General features: G+C 62.8%; 25 protein-coding genes. 17 read left to right on the top strand and 8 right to left on the bottom strand.

Features of this window, described 5'->3' with window-relative positions; translation table 11 throughout:
- Nucleotide 1 precedes the first annotated feature (1 nt).
- Entirely contained in the window at nucleotides 2–745 is a 744-nt protein-coding gene (locus BCY88_RS35975) for an LOG family protein (protein WP_054034825.1), read from the top strand.
- 96 nt (nucleotides 746–841) lie between these two features.
- Here the strand turns inward: BCY88_RS35975 and BCY88_RS35970 are convergent, their stop codons facing one another.
- Nucleotides 842–1,759 (bottom strand): transcriptional regulator GcvA, encoded by a 918-nt coding sequence (locus BCY88_RS35970; RefSeq protein ID WP_120348831.1) that lies wholly within the window; start codon nucleotides 1,757–1,759, stop codon nucleotides 842–844.
- Between the two features lie 97 nt (nucleotides 1,760–1,856).
- Here BCY88_RS35970 and BCY88_RS35965 point away from each other — a divergent pair, with 97 nt between their 5' ends.
- Both BCY88_RS35965 and BCY88_RS35960 read left to right on the top strand, forming a co-directional pair.
- Entirely contained in the window at nucleotides 1,857–2,426 is a 570-nt protein-coding gene (locus BCY88_RS35965) for a chromate transporter (protein ID WP_120349010.1), read from the top strand.
- Nucleotides 2,423–2,953, top strand: coding sequence for a chromate transporter (locus BCY88_RS35960; RefSeq protein WP_120348830.1), 531 nt, complete (start codon nucleotides 2,423–2,425; stop codon nucleotides 2,951–2,953). The genes BCY88_RS35965 and BCY88_RS35960 overlap by 4 nt, the downstream gene beginning before the upstream one ends.
- A 68-nt stretch (nucleotides 2,954–3,021) precedes the next feature.
- Here the strand turns inward: BCY88_RS35960 and BCY88_RS35955 are convergent, their stop codons facing one another.
- A complete protein-coding gene (locus tag BCY88_RS35955) occupies nucleotides 3,022–4,548 on the bottom strand; it encodes an AMP nucleosidase (protein WP_120349009.1) in 1,527 nt (508 codons plus the stop codon).
- Nucleotides 4,549–4,748: 200 nt separating this feature from the next.
- Between BCY88_RS35955 and BCY88_RS35950 the strand changes: the two genes are divergently transcribed.
- The 6 genes from BCY88_RS35950 (at nucleotide 4,749) to BCY88_RS35925 (ending at nucleotide 10,079) form a co-directional block, all read left to right on the top strand.
- Entirely contained in the window at nucleotides 4,749–5,144 is a 396-nt protein-coding gene (locus BCY88_RS35950) for a hypothetical protein (RefSeq protein ID WP_120348829.1), read from the top strand.
- A 160-nt stretch (nucleotides 5,145–5,304) separates the two neighbouring features.
- Nucleotides 5,305–6,300 (top strand): homoserine kinase, encoded by a 996-nt coding sequence (locus BCY88_RS35945; RefSeq protein ID WP_120348828.1) that lies wholly within the window; start codon nucleotides 5,305–5,307, stop codon nucleotides 6,298–6,300.
- Nucleotides 6,291–7,097, top strand: a complete 807-nt coding sequence (locus BCY88_RS35940; protein WP_120348827.1) for a BPSS1780 family membrane protein — start codon at nucleotides 6,291–6,293, stop codon at nucleotides 7,095–7,097. Before BCY88_RS35945 ends, BCY88_RS35940 begins: the two co-directional genes overlap by 10 nt.
- A 166-nt stretch (nucleotides 7,098–7,263) precedes the next feature.
- A complete protein-coding gene (locus tag BCY88_RS35935; RefSeq protein ID WP_120348826.1) occupies nucleotides 7,264–7,716 on the top strand; it encodes a MarR family winged helix-turn-helix transcriptional regulator in 453 nt (150 codons plus the stop codon).
- Nucleotides 7,717–7,889: 173 nt separating this feature from the next.
- Complete coding sequence (locus BCY88_RS35930; RefSeq protein WP_120348825.1) at nucleotides 7,890–8,309, top strand: organic hydroperoxide resistance protein; 420 nt, start codon at nucleotides 7,890–7,892, stop codon at nucleotides 8,307–8,309.
- 270 nt (nucleotides 8,310–8,579) lie between these two features.
- Nucleotides 8,580–10,079 carry a cryptochrome/photolyase family protein gene (locus tag BCY88_RS35925; RefSeq protein ID WP_120348824.1) on the top strand — a complete coding sequence of 500 codons (1,500 nt, stop codon included), beginning with the start codon at nucleotides 8,580–8,582 and terminating at the stop codon, nucleotides 10,077–10,079.
- 170 nt (nucleotides 10,080–10,249) lie between these two features.
- Here the strand turns inward: BCY88_RS35925 and BCY88_RS35920 are convergent, their stop codons facing one another.
- Both BCY88_RS35920 and BCY88_RS35915 read right to left on the bottom strand, forming a co-directional pair.
- Nucleotides 10,250–10,426 carry a DUF3563 family protein gene (locus BCY88_RS35920; RefSeq protein ID WP_120349008.1) on the bottom strand — a complete coding sequence of 59 codons (177 nt, stop codon included), beginning with the start codon at nucleotides 10,424–10,426 and terminating at the stop codon, nucleotides 10,250–10,252.
- Nucleotides 10,427–10,533: 107 nt separating this feature from the next.
- Entirely contained in the window at nucleotides 10,534–11,730 is a 1,197-nt protein-coding gene (locus BCY88_RS35915) for an extracellular catalytic domain type 1 short-chain-length polyhydroxyalkanoate depolymerase (RefSeq protein WP_120348823.1), read from the bottom strand.
- A 357-nt stretch (nucleotides 11,731–12,087) separates the two neighbouring features.
- Here BCY88_RS35915 and BCY88_RS35910 point away from each other — a divergent pair, with 357 nt between their 5' ends.
- The 4 genes from BCY88_RS35910 (at nucleotide 12,088) to BCY88_RS35895 (ending at nucleotide 15,128) form a co-directional block, all read left to right on the top strand.
- Nucleotides 12,088–12,789, top strand: a complete 702-nt coding sequence (locus BCY88_RS35910) for a phosphatase PAP2 family protein (RefSeq protein WP_120348822.1) — start codon at nucleotides 12,088–12,090, stop codon at nucleotides 12,787–12,789.
- Nucleotides 12,790–12,958: 169 nt separating this feature from the next.
- On the top strand, nucleotides 12,959–13,732 hold the full coding sequence (gene modA / locus BCY88_RS35905; RefSeq protein ID WP_120348821.1) for a molybdate ABC transporter substrate-binding protein: 774 nt from the start codon (nucleotides 12,959–12,961) through the stop codon (nucleotides 13,730–13,732).
- Between the two features lie 18 nt (nucleotides 13,733–13,750).
- Nucleotides 13,751–14,425 carry a molybdate ABC transporter permease subunit gene (modB, locus tag BCY88_RS35900; protein WP_120348820.1) on the top strand — a complete coding sequence of 225 codons (675 nt, stop codon included), beginning with the start codon at nucleotides 13,751–13,753 and terminating at the stop codon, nucleotides 14,423–14,425.
- A gap of 1 nt (nucleotide 14,426) precedes the next feature.
- Nucleotides 14,427–15,128, top strand: coding sequence for a sulfate/molybdate ABC transporter ATP-binding protein (locus BCY88_RS35895; protein WP_120348819.1), 702 nt, complete (start codon nucleotides 14,427–14,429; stop codon nucleotides 15,126–15,128).
- A gap of 35 nt (nucleotides 15,129–15,163) precedes the next feature.
- On the opposite strand, the gene BCY88_RS35890 is transcribed toward BCY88_RS35895, so the two are convergent.
- Nucleotides 15,164–16,000 carry a TOBE domain-containing protein gene (locus BCY88_RS35890; protein WP_120349007.1) on the bottom strand — a complete coding sequence of 279 codons (837 nt, stop codon included), beginning with the start codon at nucleotides 15,998–16,000 and terminating at the stop codon, nucleotides 15,164–15,166.
- An 80-nt stretch (nucleotides 16,001–16,080) separates the two neighbouring features.
- Nucleotides 16,081–16,464: a tautomerase family protein gene (locus BCY88_RS35885; RefSeq protein WP_120348818.1), complete on the bottom strand. Its 384-nt coding sequence runs from the start codon at nucleotides 16,462–16,464 to the stop codon at nucleotides 16,081–16,083.
- Nucleotides 16,465–16,564: 100 nt separating this feature from the next.
- Between BCY88_RS35885 and BCY88_RS35880 the strand changes: the two genes are divergently transcribed.
- Complete coding sequence (locus BCY88_RS35880) at nucleotides 16,565–17,413, top strand: LysR family transcriptional regulator (RefSeq protein ID WP_120348817.1); 849 nt, start codon at nucleotides 16,565–16,567, stop codon at nucleotides 17,411–17,413.
- A gap of 93 nt (nucleotides 17,414–17,506) precedes the next feature.
- Nucleotides 17,507–18,430 carry an HTH-type transcriptional regulator ArgP gene (locus BCY88_RS35875; RefSeq protein ID WP_120348816.1) on the top strand — a complete coding sequence of 308 codons (924 nt, stop codon included), beginning with the start codon at nucleotides 17,507–17,509 and terminating at the stop codon, nucleotides 18,428–18,430.
- Between the two features lie 8 nt (nucleotides 18,431–18,438).
- Here the strand turns inward: BCY88_RS35875 and BCY88_RS35870 are convergent, their stop codons facing one another.
- Nucleotides 18,439–19,044, bottom strand: a complete 606-nt coding sequence (locus tag BCY88_RS35870) for a hypothetical protein (RefSeq protein WP_120348815.1) — start codon at nucleotides 19,042–19,044, stop codon at nucleotides 18,439–18,441.
- A gap of 112 nt (nucleotides 19,045–19,156) precedes the next feature.
- Between BCY88_RS35870 and BCY88_RS35865 the strand changes: the two genes are divergently transcribed.
- Entirely contained in the window at nucleotides 19,157–19,594 is a 438-nt protein-coding gene (locus tag BCY88_RS35865; RefSeq protein WP_120348814.1) for an MbcA/ParS/Xre antitoxin family protein, read from the top strand.
- Nucleotides 19,591–20,292 carry an RES family NAD+ phosphorylase gene (locus tag BCY88_RS35860; RefSeq protein WP_120348813.1) on the top strand — a complete coding sequence of 234 codons (702 nt, stop codon included), beginning with the start codon at nucleotides 19,591–19,593 and terminating at the stop codon, nucleotides 20,290–20,292. The genes BCY88_RS35865 and BCY88_RS35860 overlap by 4 nt, the downstream gene beginning before the upstream one ends.
- A gap of 7 nt (nucleotides 20,293–20,299) precedes the next feature.
- On the opposite strand, the gene BCY88_RS35855 is transcribed toward BCY88_RS35860, so the two are convergent.
- Nucleotides 20,300–21,037, bottom strand: coding sequence for a metallophosphoesterase (locus BCY88_RS35855; RefSeq protein WP_183081531.1), 738 nt, complete (start codon nucleotides 21,035–21,037; stop codon nucleotides 20,300–20,302).
- Between the last annotated feature and the right edge of the window lie 93 nt (nucleotides 21,038–21,130).

The following is a 21,130-nucleotide window of genomic DNA, read 5'->3' as shown; positions in this document are numbered from 1 at the left end:
TATGACTAAGAGAAAAGTGATTCCGAGTCTGCGATCACTCGCAGATCAAGAGCGCGCTACGGCTAAGAAGGCCCGCGCATCGTGGCAGATGTTCACGATTATGGCAGAGTTTATCGAGGCGACCGAGTACCTCTCGGAGATTCGTCCGGCTGTCAGCATCTACGGTTCAGCGCGCCTGAAACCGAACTCGCCCTATTACAAACTCGCCACGCAAATCGCGCGCAAACTGTCGGACGCGGGCTTCGCGGTCATCTCCGGCGGCGGCCCCGGCATTATGGAAGCCGCCAACAAGGGCGCTCATGCCGGCAAGGCCCCTTCGGTCGGCCTGAATATCGAACTGCCGCACGAGCAATCGGGCAATCAGTGGCAGGACATTTCGCTGCGTTTTCGCCACTTCTTCACGCGCAAGGTCACGTTCGTCAAGAACTCGGATGCGGTGATCGTCATGCCTGGCGGCTTCGGCACGCTTGACGAGCTCGCCGAAGTCCTCACGCTGATTCAAACCAAGAAATCGCGCCACGTGCCGATCATTCTGGTGGGCGGCGAATTCTGGGAAGGCCTGCTTGCGTGGTTCAAGAATTCGCTCACGCCGATGGGCCTGATCAATCCGACAGATATGGACTTGATGCAGGTGATCGACGATCCGGACCAGGTGCTCGAAGCGGTGCTGAAGTTCTACGAAGACCGCGAAGAAGCCGAGCCTCATCCGGCCAAGTCGGATGAAGACCGGATGTTCTATCTGTAAAGCTGTATCTTCGCGCCCCGTGCGTGAAGCAAGTGCGCCCGGTAACTGCGTACAACTGCGCACTATTCAAGCCGCATTGAGCAACGTGCGCGGGTTCTAGCGGGCGGCCTCCAGGCCGCTCGCTTCCGCCACATCAGTCTGATCCCCCTGCGCCTGCAGCCATTGGCAGAACTGCGCCACGAGCGGCGCCTGCGCGACCTCCCGCCTCGCCACCCACCAATAACCGCGTGCATCGATACGTGGACCAGACAGGGGCACAACGAGCCGCCCCGATGCCAGCTCATCCGCCAGCAAAGGCAACGGACCGAGCGCCACGCCGAGACCGTCCACCGCCGCCTGCAAGGCCAGATAGAAGTGATCGAACGACTGCTTTTTCCGGCATTTCGCGGTGACCCCTGCTGCCGATAACCAGTTACTCCACGCGTCGGGCCGCGTGTCCGAATGCAGCAGCACGTGCTTCGCGAGATCGTCGGCCACCTTGATCGGCGAGCGTTGCAGGAGCGCCGGGCTGCACACCGGGATTTCGCTCTCGCCAAGGAAATGGCCGCTCACGCAGTTCGGCCAATGCGCCGGACCACGCCGCACCGCGACGTCGAAGCTGTCCAGCGTTTCGACCGGTGCGTTTGAAGTCGACAAGCGCAGTTCCACATTCGGTACTTTGCGCTGGAACTGATGGAGTCGCGGCAGCAGCCATTTCATTGCGAAGGTCGGCAGCGCATTCACCCTTAAAACGTGAACTACACCCGTATCACGCAGTTGGTCCGTGGCCAGCGCGATGCTGTCGAACGCGGCCTGCACGGTGGCCAGATAACGGCGGCCGTCGTCGGTCAGGCGCACGCGCTTGCCGCGTCGATGGAACACCTGCACACCGAGCCAGGTTTCGAAAGACGCAACTTGCCGGCTGATTGCACCGTGCGTCACATGCAATTCGTTCGCCGCGGCGGTGAAGCTTTCATGCCGCGCGGCAGCTTCGAAGGCACGCAGCGCGGGGAAGGGAGGAAGATTACGGGCCATGCTTGTGATTCTAAGTCACAAAGGCGCGCTCAAAAATCGTTTTGCCTGGAGCCGGTTCGGCGCTAACCTCCTGAGCTTGAACTGGAAGCTTAGCGATATGGATCAGGATCTCACTTCGGCCGAGGCCGCTCTCGCGCCCACGCCCACACTGCAGGAAATTTTTGGCGGCTTTCTCGGCCTCGGGCTGATCTCGTTCGGCGGGGCGCTGCCGCTGGCACGGCGCGCCCTGGTCGAGCAGCGGCGCTGGCTGACCGGCGCGGAATTCACCGATTTGCTCGGCTTATGCCAGTTCTTACCGGGCGGCAACGTAATCAACCTTTCGGTAGCGATCGGGATGCGCTTTCGCGGCGTGCCGGGTGCGCTGGCGGGATTGCTCGGGTTGATCGCGGGGCCGTCGCTGGTGGTGATCGGCCTTGGCGTGCTGTACGAACATACGCAGAACGACCCGCACGTTCGCCATCTGTTTGCCGGTCTCGCCGCTGCGGCGTCCGGTCTGCTGATCTCGATGGCCGTGAAAATCCTGCTGCCGTTGCGCAATAAACCGATGGCCGCGCTTATCGCGGCGCTCGGTTTCATCGCGATTGCCATCATGCGTCTGCCGCTTCTGCCGACGATGCTGGTGCTCACGCCGCTCAGCATCTACATCGCGTCGAGGGCCGCACCATGAACGACACGCTCATTTCGCTTGCGATTATTTTCAGTCAGCTTTCGCTGCTCGCATTTGGTGGCGGCAACACGATTCTTCCGGAGATGCAGCGTCAGGTCGTGGATGTGCATCACTGGATGCCGGCCAGCGAATTCAGCGCGCTGTTCGCGCTCGCCCAGGCCGCGCCGGGGCCGAATCTGATGATCGTCACGCTGATCGGCTGGCACGTGGCCGGTTGGGCGGGGATGCTGGTGACTTCGGTGGCGAAATTCGGACCGTCTTCGCTTGTGACGATTCTCGCGCTGCATGCGTGGGATCGCTTCAAGGACCGCCCATGGCGGCGTTACGCGCAAATGGGGCTGGTGCCGGTGACGGCCGGCATCGTCGCGGCAAGCGCGTCGCTGATCGCTGAGGCGTCGAACCCGACGGCGATTGCCTGGGCAATCTGCGCTTTTACCGCGGTGCTGGCGTTGAAGACGCGGATTCATCCGCTGTGGCTGCTGGCGGCTGGGAGTTTGATCGGGTTGACGGGGTTTGGGCAGTTCTGAATCGCTTCAGGCGAGGGCGAGCGGAACAGACGCTCGCCCTCGCCTCATCGTGCCGTATCGACAGACGCTCACTGAAACGCCACTTCCGCAAAACTACGCAGCTTCCGGCTATGCAACCGGTGCAGCCCATTCATCCGCAACAACTCCATCGCCTTCACGCCGATCTGCAGATGCTGATCGACCTGCGCGCGATAAAACTGATCCGCCATGCCCGGCAGTTTCAATTCGCCATGCAAAGGCTTGTCCGACACGCATAGCAAGGTGCCGTAAGGCACGCGGAAACGGAAGCCATTCGCGGCGATCGTCGCGCTTTCCATATCGAGTGCGACCGCACGGCTTTGCGACAGCCGCTGCACCGGCTCGCGATGGTCGCGCAGCTCCCAGTTGCGGTTATCCACACTCGCAACCGTGCCCGTGCGCATCACGCGCTTCAATTCGACGCCGTCCAGTTGTGTGACTTGCGCGACCGCGCGTTCCAACGCCACCTGCACTTCGGCAAGCGCGGGAATCGGCACCCACAGCGGCAAATCGTCGTCGAGCACGTGATCTTCACGCACATAGCCGTGCGCCAGCACGTAGTCGCCCAAACGCTGCGTATTGCGCAGACCCGCGCAGTGACCAAGCATGACCCACGCATGCGGGCGCAGCACGGCAATGTGATCCGTAATCGTCTTCGCATTCGACGGCCCGACACCGATGTTGACCATCGTGATGCCGCTACCGTCGGCCCGCTTCAGATGGTACGCGGGCATCTGCGGCAAACGCGGCGGCGCCGTGCCTTCCTGCGCCTGCTCGCCGAGATTCTCGTTGTAGGTGATCACGTCGCCCGGCTCGACGAACGACGTGTATTCGCTGCGATAGGCGCGCAGTTCCTCGTCGTCGGTATGGGCCATCATCGTGCGGCCGAGTTTGACGAACTCGTCGATGTAGAACTGGTAGTTCGTGTACAGCACGTAGTTCTGGCAATGCGTGGGCGAGGTCGCCGTGTAGTGCTTCAGCCGATGCAGCGAAAAATCCACCCGCGCCGCCGTGAACAGCGCGAGCGGATGCGGCTCGCCCGGCAGCGGCTCATAGGTGCCGTTGACGATGCGGTCGTCGAGCAGCGCGAGGTCCGGCGTATCGAACACGTCGCGCATCAGGAAGAGGCGCTCGCGATCCAGATCGCCTTCGAGGTGAATGCCTTCAGCGAACGCGAAGTGAATCGGAATCGGCTGGTCGGAGACACCCACTTCGATCTTCACGTGGTGGTTCTTCGCCAGCAGACGCAATTGTTCACGATAGTAGTTGCCGAACAGGTCGGGACGCGTGACGCTCGTCTCGAACACACCCGGGCCCGCGACAAACCCGTACGAGCGGCGCGAGTCGATATGCGTGTTGACTTCGGTACACACGCGCACGAACGGGTAGCAGGCGCGCACCCGGCTTTCGAACAGTTCGTTGCGGCGATAGCGCGCGAAGGCGTCGCGCAGGAACGAGGTGTTCGCCTCATAAATCGCCGACAGGCGCGTGACAGCGTCGGTCGCGTCGTCAAAGGATTCGGTTGGGAAGCTGTTGGCGGGAGTCTGCACCGCGCGTTGATTGGTATCGTTGTTCATCTTCATTCACCTCAATTGATGAGACGACATTACCACGGAACCTGTGATCGCCAAATGACCCCGCGGCGCCTACCACAACTGCCGCGATGGCGGCCGCAAGATTGCGCGCACGTCGCGCGAAAGCGGCGCAAAATAAGGTGATCGCGCCCGGGGGCAAAGCTGGATTTGCTAGAATCGGGGCACCATATTGGAGAATCACCATGAAGCCGCTCCTTCCCGTCGCCGTTGCACTGGCCTTCGCCTTTGGCAACGCCGCGATGGCTGCCCAGCCTGTCGATGACACTCCGCCCCCCGATGCACCCCAGTCCGCTAATGAACGGGCCGGTTTGCCTGACCTGGCGAAGATCAATCGTCCGGCCGCCGAGGTCAGCTCGAAGGTCGAAATCAACGTCCCGCGCACGCCGAGCTTCTACGAACGCAGCGCCAACGGCACCGAAATCACCGAATATCGCGACAAAGGCAAGCCCGTCGAAATCAACGTGCATTCGAATCTCGGCACGCGCTATCAGATGAGCGCACCGCTCGACACGTCACCCACCGTGCGCGACAACGGTCGCGCGAGCACGCGTTTGCCGTCGGTGAATCTGACTTATTGATGCATGCCGGGGCGGCGGCGCGACGTAAGCCGCCCCCCTCTATCTGTGCGGCCCACGGGCGTCGCCCCGGGCTTTCACCCTGCTTGCCGATTTTCAGCACCTCACACCTCGCACTGGCCGCCTTGCGCCAGCCCGACTAACCTGATCCGACGTTTCCCGCATGGCTGTCTTCACCGCTGTCACCGAACCCCAACTAGCAAAATGGATGCGTCACTACGATCTCGGCGAAGTCGTCGAGTTTCGCGGCATCCCGTCCGGTATTGAGAACAGCAACTTCTTTCTGACGACGACGCGCGGCGAATACGTCCTCACGATTTTCGAAAAGCTGACGGCCGGGCAACTGCCGTTCTATCTCGATCTGATGCAGCATCTGGCCGCACACCGCGTGCCGGTGCCGGATCCCATGCCACGCGAAGACGGCGCGCTGTTCGGCACGCTGCACGGCAAGCCCGCGGCCATCGTGACCAAGCTCGAAGGCGCGCCGGAGATGGCGCCGCAAGTCGAACACTGCGTCGAGGTCGGGCAAATGCTCGCGCGCATGCATCTGGCGGGCCGCGATTACCCGCGCCATCAGCCGAACCTGCGCAGCCTGCCGTGGTGGAAGGAAACGGTGCCGACCATCCTGCCGTTCCTCGAGGGCGAGCAACGCGACCTGCTGTCGTCCGAACTCGCGCATCAGGAGGCGTTCTTCGCCTCGGCGGACTACGCCAGGTTGCCCGAGGGCCCCTGCCACGCCGATCTGTTCCGCGACAATGCGCTGTTCGCGCATGCCGCGCCGGAAACCGGCCATGAGGTGCGCCTGGGCGGCTTCTTCGACTTCTATTTCGCCGGCTGCGACAAGTGGTTGTTCGATGTCGCGGTGACGGTCAACGACTGGTGCGTCGACCTCGCCACCGGCAAGCTCGACGAGGCGCGCACCGAAGCCATGTTGCGCGCCTATCAGACCGTGCGCCCGTTCACCGCCGAAGAAAACCGCCATTGGGGCGACATGCTGCGTGCGGGCGCTTACCGCTTCTGGGTCTCGCGCCTGTATGATTTTCATTTGCCGCGCGCGGCCGAGCTGCTCAAACCGCACGACCCCGGCCATTTCGAGCGCATCCTGCGCGAACGCCTGACCGGCGTTGCACTTCCAGGCATTCATACCTCATGCAACTGATCGAAGTCCCCGCGAAAACCGGCTATGTCTGGTTCCGGCAGGGTATCTGGCTGTTCCGCAAGAACCCGCTCGCGTTTCTGACGCTGTTCTTCACCTATCTGCTGGTCATGACGCTGGCGGCGCAGATTCCGGTCGTCGGCGGGGTGCTGCCGCTGATCTTCATCCCGGGCGTCGCGGTCGGCTTCATGGCGGCATGCCGCAACACCATCGCGGGCAAACCCGTGTTCCCGACCATTCTGGTGGACGGCTTCCACTCGTACGGCCCCGGGGTCGCCAAACGTCTGCTGCTGCTGGGCGTGCTGTACGTTGCCGCAATGGCGCTGGTGCTGGCCGGCTCGGCGCTCGCCGACGGCGGCATGCTGCTGAAGGTCATGCTCGGCATGGCCACGGTGGATCAGGACGTGGTCGCCAACAGCAATATTCCGCTGGCGGTGCTGACCGCGTTCGCGTTCTATGTACCGGTCGCCATGATTTTCTGGTTCTCACCAATTCTTACCGCGTGGCACGATGTGCCGCCCGTCAAGGCGATGTTTTTTAGCGTTGTCAGTTGCTGGCGCAATCGTGGTGCGTTCATCGTATTCGGCGCCTTGTGGTTCGCCGTGGCGACAACGGTCTCGTTCGGTCTGACCGCACTGATGCAGGCGCTCGGCGCGGGCGACTTCGCCTTCGCGATCCTGATGCCCGCCACGATGATCGTCACGACCATGCTGTATTGCTCGTTCTACGCGACCTACCGCGGCTGCTTCGGCGTGCAAACGCCCGAAGCGCCGGACCTGCCGACCACGCCGGCGGCTTGAGCACTTGCGAGGCGGGGCGCTTTTCTGCGCCCCGCCCGCCGTCCTGCCCTGGCGCGCGCCGCCCGCGGCTTCATTGAATCCTCCGACTCGTCAGCCTGCCCCGATTTGCGGCACAATGGTTTGCGCGCAATCGATTTGCACGCTCTTTTATTATGCGAGATGCAACATGACCCAGCGCCCCGCCTTACCCTTCACGCTCGACGAGCAACTCTGCTTCGCCCTCTATTCGACCTCGCTTGCGATGACGAAAGCGTACAAGCCGCTCCTCGACAAGCTCAACCTCACTTATCCGCAATATCTGGCGATGCTGGTGCTGTGGGAGGCCGACGACGTGACGGTCAAGGACCTCGCGGCGCGCTTGAATCTCGACTCGGCAACCGTCACGCCACTGCTCAAACGTCTCGAAGCGCAGGGCTACCTGGAGCGGGTACGCGGCGTCGAGGATGAGCGGCTCGTCTATATCCGCCTCACCAAAGCCGGCACCGCCCTGAAACGTCAGGCACGCGAAGTGCCCGCGGAAATCTTCTGCGCGACCCAGCAGTCGCCGGAATTCCTGCTCCGTCTACGCGACGATCTGACACGTTTGCGCACTACACTCAACGATTACATGGACCAGTAACCGGCCTGCTTCAAAACGCACGCTATCGACACGATGCAAAAATTCATTTGCACACAAATGATTTGTGTACTATCTTTATCACATGCCGCTTCGATAGCACCTCGCCAGAACGGCTGGCAAGCAACAAGCGGCAAGCAAGCAAACCCTGACAACCGAGATAAAGGAGCAACACCATGAACATCCTGTACAAGGCAAGCGCAACGAGCACCGGTGGCCGCGATGGTCGTGCAGTGTCGTCGGACAATGCACTGGACGTGAAACTGGCTGCACCGCGCGAACTGGGCGGCAACGGCGCCGCCGGTACCAACCCGGAACAACTCTTTGCGGCCGGCTACTCGGCGTGTTTCCTGAGCGCGATGAAATTTGTCGCCGGTCAGCACAAGCAGGCTTTGCCGGCTGACACGCAGGTTACGGCAGAAGTCGGCATCGGCCCGAACGACAAGGGTGGCTTCGCGCTCGACATCGATCTGCGCGTCTCGCTGCCGGGCCTTGCTGCAGACGCGGCCAAGGAACTGGTCGATGCAGCACATCAGGTCTGCCCGTACTCGAACGCCACGCGCAACAACGTCGCGGTACGCCTGCAAGTGGTCTAAGCCACGGACTGAATGGTTCGTTGATGAGTAATTGACACCGCGCGGCAAAACCGCGCCGCGCCGAACAGCGCCCGCACCCTGCAAAACAGGGCCGGGCGCTGCACCGTTTTATGGGTGCGGCACGTAATGTGCGTTATGGGAGCATGCAATCACTTACCATCGCCAATTCTGTGAATAATCGCCCGGTTCCGTCATATTGTCTCCGGGCAGCTCATCATTGCGCCGGTCGATGCTCGATCACGCAGCCATTCACCCTCGTCCACGATTCCGATGACACGCGTCCGACGCCTGAACGACACTTTCGATACCGGCCTGGTCTGGTTTCGCCGCGACCTGCGCAGCACGGACAACGCCGCGCTCTACTACGCGCTCAAGCATTGCGAGCGCGTCTGGTGCGTGTTCGTATTCGACACGACGATCCTGCAACCGCTGATCGACGCCTGGCAGACCCGCCATCCGGATACACAAGCGCAGGACCGCCGCATCGAGTTCATCCTTGCCGCGTTGGGCGAGTTGGACGAGGCATTGCGCGCCAAGGGCGGCGGCCTCGCCGTGCTGTATGGCGACCCGGTCGATCTCATCCCCAGGCTTGCCGAAGAACTCGGCGTCGACGCGGTTTTCGCGAATCACGACTACGAACCGGTCGCGATCGAACGTGACGAGACAGTGCGGGAGCGGCTTGCCGACGCTGGACGCCAATGGCTGACGTTCAAGGACCAGGTGATTTTTGAGCGTAATGAAGTGCTGACGGGTCAGAACAAACCGTTCACGGTGTTCACACCGTACAAGAACGCATGGCTCAAGCAGTTGACGGCCTTCGATTTGAAGCCGTATCCGGTGGAAATCTATTCGAATCGTCTGACCGCGCTGCCGCCGAAACTGGACCGCCAGTTGCCGACGCTCGATCAGTTGGGCTTCGCACGGAGCAATCTCGCGCAACTCAACTTGCCCACCGGCATGAGCGGCGCGCAACGTCTGCTCGACGACTTCATGACCCGCATCGACAGTTATCAGGACCGGCGCGACTTTCCCGCCGTCAAAGGCCCGAGCTACCTGTCGATGCATCTGCGTTTCGGCACGGTCTCGATCCGCACGCTCGCGCGGTTCGCCTACGAAAACTCGCTGCAGCCCGACGGGCAAGGCTCGGCCACCTGGCTTTCGGAACTGGTCTGGCGGGATTTTTACTTCATGATCCTCTCGCACCATCCGCGGCTGGCGGCCGGCGCTTCGTTCAAGGAAGAATACGACCGGCTCCGCTGGGAGCAAGGCCCGGCGGCGGACGACGCTTTTGCCGCGTGGTGCGACGGCCGCACCGGCTATCCGCTAGTCGATGCCGCGATGCTGCAGCTGAACCAGACGGGCTACATGCACAACCGCCTGCGGATGGTGACGGCGAGTTTTCTGGTGAAGGATCTGGGTATCGACTGGCGGCTCGGCGAGCGCTATTTCGCCGAGCAATTGAACGACTTCGATTTCGCGGCGAACAACGGCGGCTGGCAGTGGGCGGCATCGACGGGATGCGACGCGCAACCATACTTCCGGATTTTCAACCCGATCACACAATCTGAAAAATTCGACGCCGAAGGGCGTTTCGTCAAACGCTATCTGCCGCAACTGGAGAAATTGCCGACCAAATGGATTCACGCGCCATGGCTGGCGGGTGCGGAACGGCTTGCGGAATTCGGCGTGATATTAGGCCAGGATTACCCGGCGCCGATCGTGGATCATGCTGAGGCGCGGCAACGTACACTTGCGCGTTTCGGCAAGTAAGTGCTCGCTCACATCATTTGTTCAAAAATGTCTGGAGGAGACTGAGCGATGCGTCTTTTGCTGTCGCGAGACTTCCAGCGACTTGTGGTTTGTGGCTTGTGACAGTTGGGCCAACCGACCCCAAACACCGGCGTTCTTCACTACGCGCCGATGTTGCAAACCCGCGCAGCTTAATGCTGGCTCATCCACGACGGATGACGGGCGGTGGCTTCACGGTCCAGCTTGCGCATACGGAATTCCAGATCGTACAGATCGGTTGCTTCTGCGAGGAATGCGTCAGCGCGTTCTTTCGCGAGTTGATCGGGCGATTTGGTCAGAAACAGAAACAGGCGGGTAAGCAGGTACACGGTCAACCTCGACAATGAATTTAGGCGTTAACGCCTAAGGGATAACCCGTATTATAGGGAAAACCCTAGGAATGCGCCAATACTCATTTCGAAGTGTTGCTCCAACCTTACTGTGTGTCCGCCGAGGCTTCTGTGGCGGTGCTTTCAGCGATACGCCCGGTGCCCGTGCGGCGCTGGTGTCTGAAAAACTCCCACACCATGGCACTCGCGTCCGGACCTTTGGCGGAATGGAACGGCACGGCGTCGTCACCGCCGCTCCAGGCGTGCGCGAGACCTTGCACGCGGCACAGTCGAACCACGCGCCGCCCGCCTCGCAGATAGTCGCGCATCACCACGCCGCCTTTGCGCTCTTCCTTGACTTCGCCGGATTTGCGCGCGCCTTTCTCGTCGACGATCCGGTTAAGGCGGAGGAACTGCACCGCCAACTGGTCCGCATTGACCGGCGCAACCACGTGATCGGTGTCACCGTGGAGAATGATGGCCGGCATGCCGGGGTATTCGGCCACATTAACGAGTTCGTCGACCAGCTCGGCCGGCTCGCGGCGCGCACCGCGCCGCATCACGTCCATGGCCGCAATGCCCGAGCGGGCCTCACCGAAAGCGGGGCCGGAATGCAGCGCGACCGCCGCGAAATGCTCCGGATAGTTGACGGCCAGAAGCGCTGTCAGGCCTGCGCCGGCAGAGATGCCGGCAACATACACACGCTCGCTATCGAAACCATGCTGGGCAATCAGCGAATCCACCAGCGAGACGACCGCGCGCGCCTCGGCGCCGCCGGCGCTGTCGCCTGCGTCGTACCAATGCCAGCAGCGATGCGAATGCACGTGCTTTGACTGTTCCGGATAAACCACGGCGAAACCGAACCGGTCCGCCAGCACGTTCATCCGCGTGCCTTCCGCGAATTCGTCAATCGACTGGGTACAGCCGTGCAGCATCACGACCAGCGGCATCGACTCGTGCGCATGGCCGGACGGGATATACAAACCATACTGAAGATGGTTGACGAGCCGCCCGGGCGCAGCAGGCGCCGAGTGGAACGAGCGCGTCCACGAACCGCTTGCCCAGGCCGAAGCGCGCGGGCGAACCCGCGACTCCCGTGGGGCGGCGCGCGGCGCTTCCCGTTTCGCGGACGCGCGTAGCGCGGCCACGGATTTGGCAGGGCGGACCTTGGCCGAAGGCTTGCTGGTGGCGGCGCGTGCCGGGCGCGTGGGGGCGCGCTTAGTGGTTGCCTGGGCGTGCTCGGTTTGAATGGCGAGCAGCCGCTTGAGGCCGCGCAGCCAGATTTTCGATAGACTTTTTGCCATCGGCGGGTAACCTCGCAAAAAGGGACAGGTGCCGTCCGATAGGACGACGCTTTGTTGTGCAATGCACAATAACACCAATCCTCATGCGATGCTGGCGGCCTGAATCACTGTCGAGCACCGAATTTTCCGCCCGGCGAACCTTGTAGCAGCGACAACGTCAAACCTCTGCAGTGCCTGTTCGCCAGCCAACGGCCCGCCACAAAAAGCGTGGCGCGTGGCAAGTCTGCTCCGAAGCACCCGTCTATACTGGTGAGTAAATAATTTCGGAATACGCCTTCGCGGCGTCGGCGCTTCACGCCGTTCGCGCGTTAAACCATTACCAACCCGATTCTACGCGGCCTTGGTCGCTCTTTTGCCATGCCCGATTTACCTGTCCACCTGTGGTACTCGATCACCAGCCTCGGCGGCGCCGGCATGACGTTGCCGCTCGCGTTCGCCATCGCGCTTTGGCTGGGAATCGGCTACTCGTGGCGCATGGCGGCTGGCTGGTTGTTGCTGCTTGGCGCGGCCATCGGCATTGTGACGGTGACCAAGCTGGCCTTTCTCGGCTGGGGTGTCGGCATACGCGAACTGGATTTCACCGGCGTCAGCGGTCATGCCATGCTGTCTACCGCCGTCTATCCTGTCGCCCTCTTCCTGATGCTGCTGCCGGCGCGACCGGCCATCCGTCTACTGGGCGTCGTGTTCGGCCTGGCCGCGGGCATCGCGGTCGGCTTGTCGCGCGTCGTGCTGAGCGCTCACTCACCGTCTGAAGCCGTTACGGGCTGCCTGGTCGGCGCACTGGCGGCGCTGGTTTTCGTGCGCATGGCGTGGAATCTCCAGCCGGGCCGGCTGTCGGCGTGGCCCGTTACCGCAAGTCTGATGGTCCTCGCGGTGCTGATGCACGGCGTGCATGTCCCGACGCAACGCTGGGTCACGCATATCGCGCTGAAAGTGTCCGGTCACGACCGGCCGTTCATTCGCGCCAAGTGGCGAGCCGTACGCGACGTCCGCCCCGCTACGGCACCGGTATCTCAAACGCTCAATACGCTTACGCCGTCGCACACTCCGGACGTCTGAAGCACTCTTAGCCGGGCGCGCTCCCGGCGGCTGCAGCCTCCGCAGGCCGATCCGCGCGGCACTTCATGCGCGCAACTGAATAGTCGTCATGGGTACCGCTATAACCTTTCATATATTACGATAGCGTTTTAACCCGCTGTTCCGGCCCCTGCCGGACATCCATACCTTCATGACACTGTCCCGCCGCCTTGTGAAACATGCGCTGTTCATCGCCAGCGCCGTCTCCGTTGCCGTTAGCGCCAACGCACGTGCCGACGAACTGGTGGTCTCCGCCGCCGCCAGCCTGACCAACGCGTTCAAAGCAGTGAGCGAGGTTTTCGAACAGCAGCATCCGGGCACCAAGGTCCTCCTGAACTTCGGCGCGTCCGATGTGCTGATGCAGCAAATCGTCAAGGGCGCGCCTGCCGACGTGTTCGCCTCCGCCGACCAGAAAGCGATGGACAAGGCCGCCGCGGAAAAAGTGATCGTTCCTGCCACACGTAAAGACTTCGCCGCCAATTCGCTGGTTCTGATCGTGCCGGCCGACAGCCATTTCGCACCGGCCTCGCTGAACGAGTTGACGTCCGCGACGGTGAAGCGCGTGGCCTATGGCGATCCGGCCTCGGTGCCGGTTGGCCGCTACACGCAAGGCGCGCTGCAGGCCGCAGGGGTATGGGACGCGGTCAACGCGAAGGCCGTGCTGGCATCGAACGTACGCCAGAGCCTCGACTACGTGTCGCGCGGCGAAGTCGACGCCGGCTTCGTGTTCAGCACCGATGCCGCGGTCATGCCCGACAAGGTCAAAGTCGCGATGAACGTGCCGACGCAAACCTCGATCACTTATCCGATCGCGCAGGTCGAAGGCAGCCGTCACGCAGCCGACGCACAAGCCTTTATGAGCTTCGTGCTCTCGCCGGCCGGCCAGGCCGTGCTCGCGAAGTACGGCTTCAAGCCGGCGCACTAACTCGGGTACCGCACACTCATGCAACAGGCCTGGATTCCGCTCCTGCTATCGCTGAAAGTAGCGGGCTGGGCCACCGCGCTCAATCTGGTGTTCGGCGTCGCGGCCGGCTTCGGTTTGTCGCGCTGGCGCTCCGGCGCGCGCGACGTGATCGATTCGCTGCTGATGTTGCCGCTCGTGATGCCGCCTACCGTGCTGGGCTACTACCTGCTCGTGGTGCTTGGCCGACGCGGCGTGATCGGCGGGTGGCTCGACCGCTTCGATATCCAGCTGGTGTTCACCTGGCAGGGTGCGGTGATCGCGTCGACGGTGGTGGCGTTCCCGCTCGTCCTGAAGTCGGCGCGCGCCGCCTTTGAAGCGGTCGATCCGCAGCTCGAGCGGGCCGCGCGCACGCTCGGCGTCAGCGAGACCGCGCTCTTCTTTCGCGTGACGCTACCCCTCGCCGCGCGCGGCATTCTCGCCGGCGGATTGCTGGCATTTGCGCGCGCGCTCGGAGAGTTCGGCGCGACGCTGATGATCGCGGGCAACTTGCCGGGCCGCACGCAGACGCTTTCAGTCGCGGTCTATTCAGCCGTGCAGGCCGGCGACGACAGCACCGCCAATTTCCTCGTGCTTGTGACTTCGGTCACGTGTGTCGTGATCCTGTTGCTCGCGGGCCGTCTGGTACCGCAGCACACGCTTTTGACGTCCCGCTGATATGCCGCTCGCCGTCGACATCCGCAAGACTTTCCAGAGCGCCGAGCGCCGCTTCACGCTCGACGTCGCATTCAGGACCACCACGCAGCGCGTTGTGCTGTTCGGGCCGTCCGGTGCGGGAAAGAGCTTAACGCTACAGGCCATCGCCGGCTTGCTGCGTCCCGACGAAGGGTCGATCACGCTGCACGGCAATGCGCTATTCGACAGCGCGCGCAGCGTCGATCAGAAACCGCAGGCGCGCAAGATTGCGTATCTGTTTCAGGACTACGCGCTGTTTCCGCATCTGAACGTGCGGCAGAACATCGGCTTCGGGTTGCAGCAGGGCTGGCTCAATCCGCGCGCGCGAATCTCGCACCCGCAAGTCGACTACTGGCTCGATGCGCTTGAATTGAAAAGCGTGGCGGGCAATCATCCGGCGCAGCTTTCAGGCGGACAGAAGCAGCGCGTGGCGCTGGCGCGGGCGCTGGTCGCGCGACCTCAATTGCTGTTGCTGGACGAGCCGTTTTCCGCGCTCGATAGCGCGCTGCGTCAGCGCATGCGCAGCGAATTATCGGACCTGCAAACGCGGCTCGATATTCCAATGGTGTTGATCACGCACGATCCTGACGATGTCGCCGCGTTCGGCGATCAGGTTGTGCAGGTCAGCGATGGTTGCGTGCGCGAGAATCAGACATTCGCAGGCTACGTGCGCAGCGAGTCTTGACCTGATGGCGCGCCTTTGCAGCGCCCCTGGTCCACTCAGTCCTTCACGCCGAGAATCACGCTCGACGCCTTGAATGCCGCAACCGCGGTTCCGCCTTCCACAAGCCCGAGCGTATCGACGCTTTCATTCGTGACGACCGCGGTAATCACCGCGCCGCCCTCCAGCACCAACGACACCTCGGCGTTGACCGCGCCGCGCTTCACGCTCTGCACGGTACCGCGCAACTGATTGCGCGCCGACAGTTGCAAGGGCGCGCCGTTTTCGTTCTCCACGAGCAACACGACCCACGACGCCTTGATCAACGCGAACGCCGCCGCGCCCTCCACGAGGCCCAGCGTCTCGGTGCTCTCGTGCGTGAGAACCGCAACGAGCGCGTGGCCGCCTGGCAGCGCCAGCGTCACTTCATCGTTGACCGTTCCGCGCGTGATCGCCGTCACCGTTCCATACAGCTGATTACGCGCGCTTGTTTTCACGCCGATGCGGCCGATCAGATCCCACTCCGTCGCAAAGCCTTCAATGGCCGCCCCCGCCCGTTCGAGAAAGCGCCGATGCTCGCGCTCGACCGCGCGAAACGTCTCGATCAGCTTTACGGCGCGCGGCGTAAGCGTGGTGCCGCCACCGCCTTTGCCGCCCGTCGAGCGCACCACGAGCGGCTCACCGGCGAGGTTGTTCATCGTGTCGATGGCGTCCCACGCGCCCTTGTAGCTCATGCCGATGGCTTTCGCCGCGCTGGTGATCGAGCCGGTCTCGCCGATCGCCGCAAGCAGCGCGATCCGCGACGCGCCGCCGAGCGTTTGCGCGCCGGCCTGAAACCAGATGGAGCCGCCGAGTTCAAGGGATTCATGAGACGGATCGAGATGGTCGGATGTCATGGCGGCGGCAGGCGATGTGCGAGGAAAGGACAGCGAACCATTATAGCGACGCAGCACCGCCCATCTCATTCGCCAGTCACTCAAACCGCGTATTGCGCGATCCCGTTTCCGAACGACCAGTTTTCCTTCAGCACTTCGACGAGATTGATGAACACATCCTCTCGTCGCAGCCCCGGCGACTCCGCCAGTTCATCCGCCATACGCTTGTACAGCGCCTTCTTTTGCTCGAGCGTGCGCGTGTTGTTCAACGTAATCTGAACGATCACGAGATCGTCGCTTCGTTCGACGTTCAGATACTGCCTGTCGTACACAAAGTTGCCGGCTTCGTGCTCGGTGATAAGCATGAAGATGTCGTCTTTCGGCACGTTGCACGTCTCCACCAGTGAGCGCTGGATGCTGTCCGTCAACGCCTTCCGGTATTCCTCTGACTTTCCTGCACGCAATGCGATTCGTGTGAGCGGCATGATGAAACTCCCTGGTTGCAGTGATTGGGTAAACACAGCTTAGGCGCACTCGGTCATAATGAATAGCCATCATCGGCTATTTCATCTATATTCAACTGAAATGAAAGTCCTCGATCTCGATGCCGTGCGCGCCTTCGTGCTGGTCGCCGATCTGCACAGCTTCACGCGGGCCGCCGACGCGCTCGACACCACGCAATCGGCCGTCAGCCTGAAGCTCAAGCGGCTGGAGGCGCACCTCGGCAAGCAGTTGGTGGAGCGCACGCCGCGCGTCGTGCGTCTTTCCGCGGACGGCAACGCGTTCCTTGGCGCGGCCCGCGATCTGCTGGGCGCGCATGAGCGGGCGCTGGGTTCGCTGTCGGTGGCGCGCCGGCGGCTCACGCTGGGGCTGAGCGAGCATGTCGCGGGGCCGAACCTGCCGCAATTGCTGGCGCGGCTCAACGCGCACGATCCGGGTCTGGTGGTGGAATTGCATCTGGGCACGTCGGCGACGCTGCTCGCGCAATTCGATGAACGGCGCCTCGACGCGGTGATCATCCGCTATGGCGCCGACGAGCCACCGCGCGACGACGCGCAGGTGCTGTTCACCGAGCCGCTCGGCTGGCTCGCCATGCCGGAATGGCTGCCACGCGTCGGCGAGCCGTTGGCGTTGGCGCTGCTGAGTCCACCGTGCAATGTGCGCGACGTCGCGCTGCACACGCTGAATGAGGCCGGGATTGCCTGGCAGGAAGTGTTCGTCGGTGGCGGTGTGGCGGCGGTCGGCGCCGCGGTGGCAGCCGGTCTCGCCGTGTCGCCGCTGGCGCGCAGGGTGGCGCCGCGGGGCCTGGTGGAGGTTGGCGCCCGGCTGGGTTTGCCACAATTACCGGAATCGCGCGTGACGCTGAATTCGCGAGTGAGGGACAAGCGATCGATGGAGACGTTGCGATTGGTGACGAATGGATTGGCAACGTAATGACGAAACGACTTGTCGCGCCAGACCATGAATAAAGTTCGCCAGCTTTCGCTTACGCTGAACAGCTAACCATTTCATCCAAGAAGCAGATTAGTGGACCTCGACCCCCGACAAACCACCGCCGTCCGTGCGGTCATCGAAACAGGCAGCTTCGAGCAGGCCGCCGCGCGCCTGAACATCACGTCATCGGCGGTATCGCAGCGTGTGCGTGCGCTCGAAACGCGCCTGGGCAGTCCGCTGATCGTGCGCACGCGCCCATGCCGCGCGACGCAGATGGGCCAGCGTCTATTGCAGTATTTACGGCGCGCCGCCCTGCTCGAAGACGACTTTGCGAGCGATCTGGCCGGCGCCAATGAAGCGCTGCTGAACGTCGCCGCGGCCGTGAACGCCGATACGCTGTCCACGTGGTTTTTCCCCGCGCTCTCCGAGATCCTGCTGCGGGAAAACGTCCTGCTGGATCTGACGGTCGACGACCAGGATCACACCCACGCGCTGCTCGCCTCAGGCCTCGCGATCGGCTGCATTACGACCGAACCCGCGCCAATGCGCGGCTGCTTCGCGGAGCGGCTCGGCGCGATGCGCTACCGGCTGGTGGCCTCGCCTGCGTTCGTCGAGCGATGGTTTCCGAATGGCTTGACGCGTGAAAGCGCACGGCGCGCGCCGGTGATCCTGTCTTCACGCAAGGACGCGTTGCAGGCGCGCTTTCTCGAGACGCGCTTCGGCCTGCCGCCGGAAGCTTATCCGTGCCATTACGTGCCGGCGCCGGTACCACGTTACATGGCGATCCAGCGTGGCCTCGCGTACGGCATGGTGCCCGAACTGGAATTCGGCAATGCCGTGGAGCGCGGCGAACTGGTCGATCTTGCGCCGAAGCAGCCCACCGATGTCGAGCTGTACTGGCACGCCTGGAAGGTCCAGTCGCCACGGCTCGAAAAACTCTCGGCGCGCATCGTCGAACTCGGCCGCGCCGCACTGGGTCCACCGGGCGCCAAGACCAAACGCAAACGCGCCGCCTGAACCGGCGACTAGTGAAGGATCGGCGGCAATGAACCGCTGCTGGCGGTAGCCGGATTAGCGTTGGAGCCTGCGGGACTTGCCGTGACGCTTGCGGCAGCCGGGTTCGGCGCTATGTTTGCGGCCTTGGCAGGCGCGCTCATGGAAACGGCAGCCGGTTTCGCCGCCACCTTAACCGTATGGGGGTGCGCTGCATGGCCTGGGATCAGATTGGCGCGCACGATCTTGCCTTGACCCGGCTTCGCCTGAGTCATTTTTGCGTGCGGCTTTTTACCCTGCGCCGCCACGGCGGCCTTCGATTTAGGCTTGCCCGCGTTCTTGACCGCGCCGCTGCGGCCAGCATTCTTGTCCGCGACCTTCTTTACGCCGCCATGCGCGCCGCTCTTCGACGCCGACGCAACCCGCTGCGCGCCATGCTGAGCGCTCGCGGCGTGCTTCGAATCCGTCTTTGCGCCGGCTGCCGGCTTGACCTTGGCAGCCCCCGCCGGTTTTTTCGCATGCTTCGCCGCATGCCCGGTCGACTCGGGTGGATTCCACACTTCCGCATAACCAGCGGCCATTGCTACACCCGATACACACCACACTGCAACTGCTGTTGCTACTGCACGAACCCACATCTCCTGCTTCTCCTGATCTTCGGCTTCATAACGAGCCGGGATTATATTCTCTTGCAAAAATCCATATTTAGACTAATATCAACAACAAGTACAGATAAGGACTCACCCAGTCATGGCTCACGCTGCCCGCGCCACCCAGCCCGAATCGCCGATCCGTCGGCCGGTTTCGGAACCCACGCTCACAGAAATGTCGGCGGCAGGCTTGCGCGCGTTCTTCAACATCGCGCGAGACTGGGACTTGAGCGCCGACGAGCAGATCGTGCTGCTAGGCTCGCCGGGCCGCTCCACCTATTTCAAGTGGAAATCCACGCCGCAAACAGCACGTCTGGGTCGCGATACGCTGGAACGCCTGTCGCTGCTGCTTGGCATCTATAAGGCACTGCAAATTCTGCTGCCGCAGCCCAGCGCCGCCGACACCTGGATCAGGCGCCCCAATAGCGCGCCGCCGTTCGGCGGCCGCCGCGCGCTCGACCGCATGCTGGCCGGCAACATCAGCGATCTCGTGGCCGTGCGCCAGTATCTCGACGCGATGCGAGGCGGCTGGGCGTGACAAAACCGCATTGGCAGGACCGCTGGCGCAGCGCGCCGCTCGACTGGTCGCCCGCGTATCGCGTGATTCCCACGCGCTTTCCGGCCGTCAATCTGTTCGACCGTGTCGCATCGCCCGAAGATTTCGACGCCCTCTACGCGCTCGAAGCGATGACCAACGACCGCTTGCGCACCGAAGTCGGCGAACTCGATCTCGTGCCGCGCGAAGAGCGCCGTTTCGGCCCGGGATATGGACCGATCATGGCCGCGCTGACGCATCTGAATCCACTCGGCAGCCGCTTCTCGGACGGCACGTATGGCGTCTTCTACTGTGCCCGCTCGCGTGCCACCGCAATCGCCGAAACGCGCTATCACACGGGAAAGTTTCTGGAGGCGACCGCCGAGCCGCCCATGCGGCAGCAGATGCGCCTCTACACCGTGGCGGCACAAGGCAACGTGGTCGATATTCGCGGCGACGCATCGTTCGATCTCGCGGTGTTGTCGCCCGACGACTATGTCGCCGGACAATCGCTCGGCCGCGCCGTGCGCGAGGCCGGCGCGCCGGGCATCGTGTATCCGTCGGTACGGGATGAAGAAGGCGAGTGCCTCGCCGCGTTCAGCACCACGCTGCTGCGTGACTGCCATCATGCGGCTTATCTGGAATACAACTGGAACGGCGCGGCTATCGATATCGTGTTCGAACTCAATCAGGTAGGTTGAGCGGCAATCAAGGCAAGGCTAGCGCCGCCGCTCCGCTCTCCCGCGCCGCCTCGACTGAGATCGACCAGCGCCTCAGCGCCAGGGGTTCCACGATCGTCAGCTTGCCGCCAGGTCCGAATGCGCCGGTGTCGATAAACACCTGTGAGCCGACCTGCTGGATGTCGCGCATCGGCGTATGGCCGCAATACGTCAATGAAAGTCCGCGCTGCCGCTGCGGATCGCCATTACCCAAGGCCAGATCGCGCCCCCACAGCAATTGCTGGCGCGTTTCGGCGGAAAAATTGCCGGCATCGAGTTCGGCGTCCGTGCCGAAAAATTCGGCATGCAGAATATTGAAGCGCTCCTTGCCGCTGCCCACCACGCGCACGAGCGGCAGCGTTCGCAGACGTTCGGCGTACTGCTGCAAGCGCTCGTCGGGCACATCCGCGGCCCACGTCCCGCCGATTCCATACCACCACTGGCGCCGCATGCGCCCATCGACGACCGCGCACAACGTGTCTTCGTGATTGCCTAGCACTGCGTAAAACCACGGCTTGTCGAGCAGGGCCAACGCCTGCTCGGAATGTTCGCCACGATCCACCAGATCGCCGACCGAAAAGAGCCGGTCGCGCGCCGGATCGAATGCGATGTCGCGCAGCAGATAGCGCAATGCATCGACACAGCCATGCAAGTCGCCTACGACAAAGTCGCGGCCGCCCGGATTGGCTGGATGATGCTGAACGAGGTTGACGAGTGCGGAATCCATGCGCTCATGATAGTTCGGCATCCGCAAGTGCGTATGCGCGGTCCCTATCTTTCCTGGCGTCACAGATCACCGGATTCACGTAGAAACGACGCA

Source organism: Paraburkholderia fungorum, assembly GCF_003610895.1.
GTDB classification, from domain to species: domain Bacteria; phylum Pseudomonadota; class Gammaproteobacteria; order Burkholderiales; family Burkholderiaceae; genus Paraburkholderia; species Paraburkholderia fungorum_B.
This window is presented reverse-complemented; position numbering and strand designations above follow the sequence as displayed.

What these genes read in the sequence shown, in the direction of transcription:
- BCY88_RS35975 (WP_054034825.1), top strand. Translation starts at nt 2, where the DNA reads ATGACTAAGAGAAAAGTGATTCCGAGTCTGCGATCACTCGCAGATCAA.
- BCY88_RS35970 (WP_120348831.1), bottom strand. Translation starts at nt 1,759, where the DNA reads ATGGCCCGTAATCTTCCTCCCTTCCCCGCGCTGCGTGCCTTCGAAGCT.
- BCY88_RS35965 (WP_120349010.1), top strand. Translation starts at nt 1,857, where the DNA reads ATGGATCAGGATCTCACTTCGGCCGAGGCCGCTCTCGCGCCCACGCCC.
- BCY88_RS35960 (WP_120348830.1), top strand. Translation starts at nt 2,423, where the DNA reads ATGAACGACACGCTCATTTCGCTTGCGATTATTTTCAGTCAGCTTTCG.
- BCY88_RS35955 (WP_120349009.1), bottom strand. Translation starts at nt 4,548, where the DNA reads ATGAACAACGATACCAATCAACGCGCGGTGCAGACTCCCGCCAACAGC.
- BCY88_RS35950 (WP_120348829.1), top strand. Translation starts at nt 4,749, where the DNA reads ATGAAGCCGCTCCTTCCCGTCGCCGTTGCACTGGCCTTCGCCTTTGGC.
- BCY88_RS35945 (WP_120348828.1), top strand. Translation starts at nt 5,305, where the DNA reads ATGGCTGTCTTCACCGCTGTCACCGAACCCCAACTAGCAAAATGGATG.
- BCY88_RS35940 (WP_120348827.1), top strand. Translation starts at nt 6,291, where the DNA reads ATGCAACTGATCGAAGTCCCCGCGAAAACCGGCTATGTCTGGTTCCGG.
- BCY88_RS35935 (WP_120348826.1), top strand. Translation starts at nt 7,264, where the DNA reads ATGACCCAGCGCCCCGCCTTACCCTTCACGCTCGACGAGCAACTCTGC.
- BCY88_RS35930 (WP_120348825.1), top strand. Translation starts at nt 7,890, where the DNA reads ATGAACATCCTGTACAAGGCAAGCGCAACGAGCACCGGTGGCCGCGAT.
- BCY88_RS35925 (WP_120348824.1), top strand. Translation starts at nt 8,580, where the DNA reads ATGACACGCGTCCGACGCCTGAACGACACTTTCGATACCGGCCTGGTC.
- BCY88_RS35915 (WP_120348823.1), bottom strand. Translation starts at nt 11,730, where the DNA reads ATGGCAAAAAGTCTATCGAAAATCTGGCTGCGCGGCCTCAAGCGGCTG.
- BCY88_RS35910 (WP_120348822.1), top strand. Translation starts at nt 12,088, where the DNA reads ATGCCCGATTTACCTGTCCACCTGTGGTACTCGATCACCAGCCTCGGC.
- modA (WP_120348821.1), top strand. Translation starts at nt 12,959, where the DNA reads ATGACACTGTCCCGCCGCCTTGTGAAACATGCGCTGTTCATCGCCAGC.
- modB (WP_120348820.1), top strand. Translation starts at nt 13,751, where the DNA reads ATGCAACAGGCCTGGATTCCGCTCCTGCTATCGCTGAAAGTAGCGGGC.
- BCY88_RS35895 (WP_120348819.1), top strand. Translation starts at nt 14,427, where the DNA reads ATGCCGCTCGCCGTCGACATCCGCAAGACTTTCCAGAGCGCCGAGCGC.
- BCY88_RS35890 (WP_120349007.1), bottom strand. Translation starts at nt 16,000, where the DNA reads ATGACATCCGACCATCTCGATCCGTCTCATGAATCCCTTGAACTCGGC.
- BCY88_RS35885 (WP_120348818.1), bottom strand. Translation starts at nt 16,464, where the DNA reads ATGCCGCTCACACGAATCGCATTGCGTGCAGGAAAGTCAGAGGAATAC.
- BCY88_RS35880 (WP_120348817.1), top strand. Translation starts at nt 16,565, where the DNA reads ATGAAAGTCCTCGATCTCGATGCCGTGCGCGCCTTCGTGCTGGTCGCC.
- BCY88_RS35870 (WP_120348815.1), bottom strand. Translation starts at nt 19,044, where the DNA reads ATGTGGGTTCGTGCAGTAGCAACAGCAGTTGCAGTGTGGTGTGTATCG.
- BCY88_RS35865 (WP_120348814.1), top strand. Translation starts at nt 19,157, where the DNA reads ATGGCTCACGCTGCCCGCGCCACCCAGCCCGAATCGCCGATCCGTCGG.
- BCY88_RS35855 (WP_183081531.1), bottom strand. Translation starts at nt 21,037, where the DNA reads ATGGATTCCGCACTCGTCAACCTCGTTCAGCATCATCCAGCCAATCCG.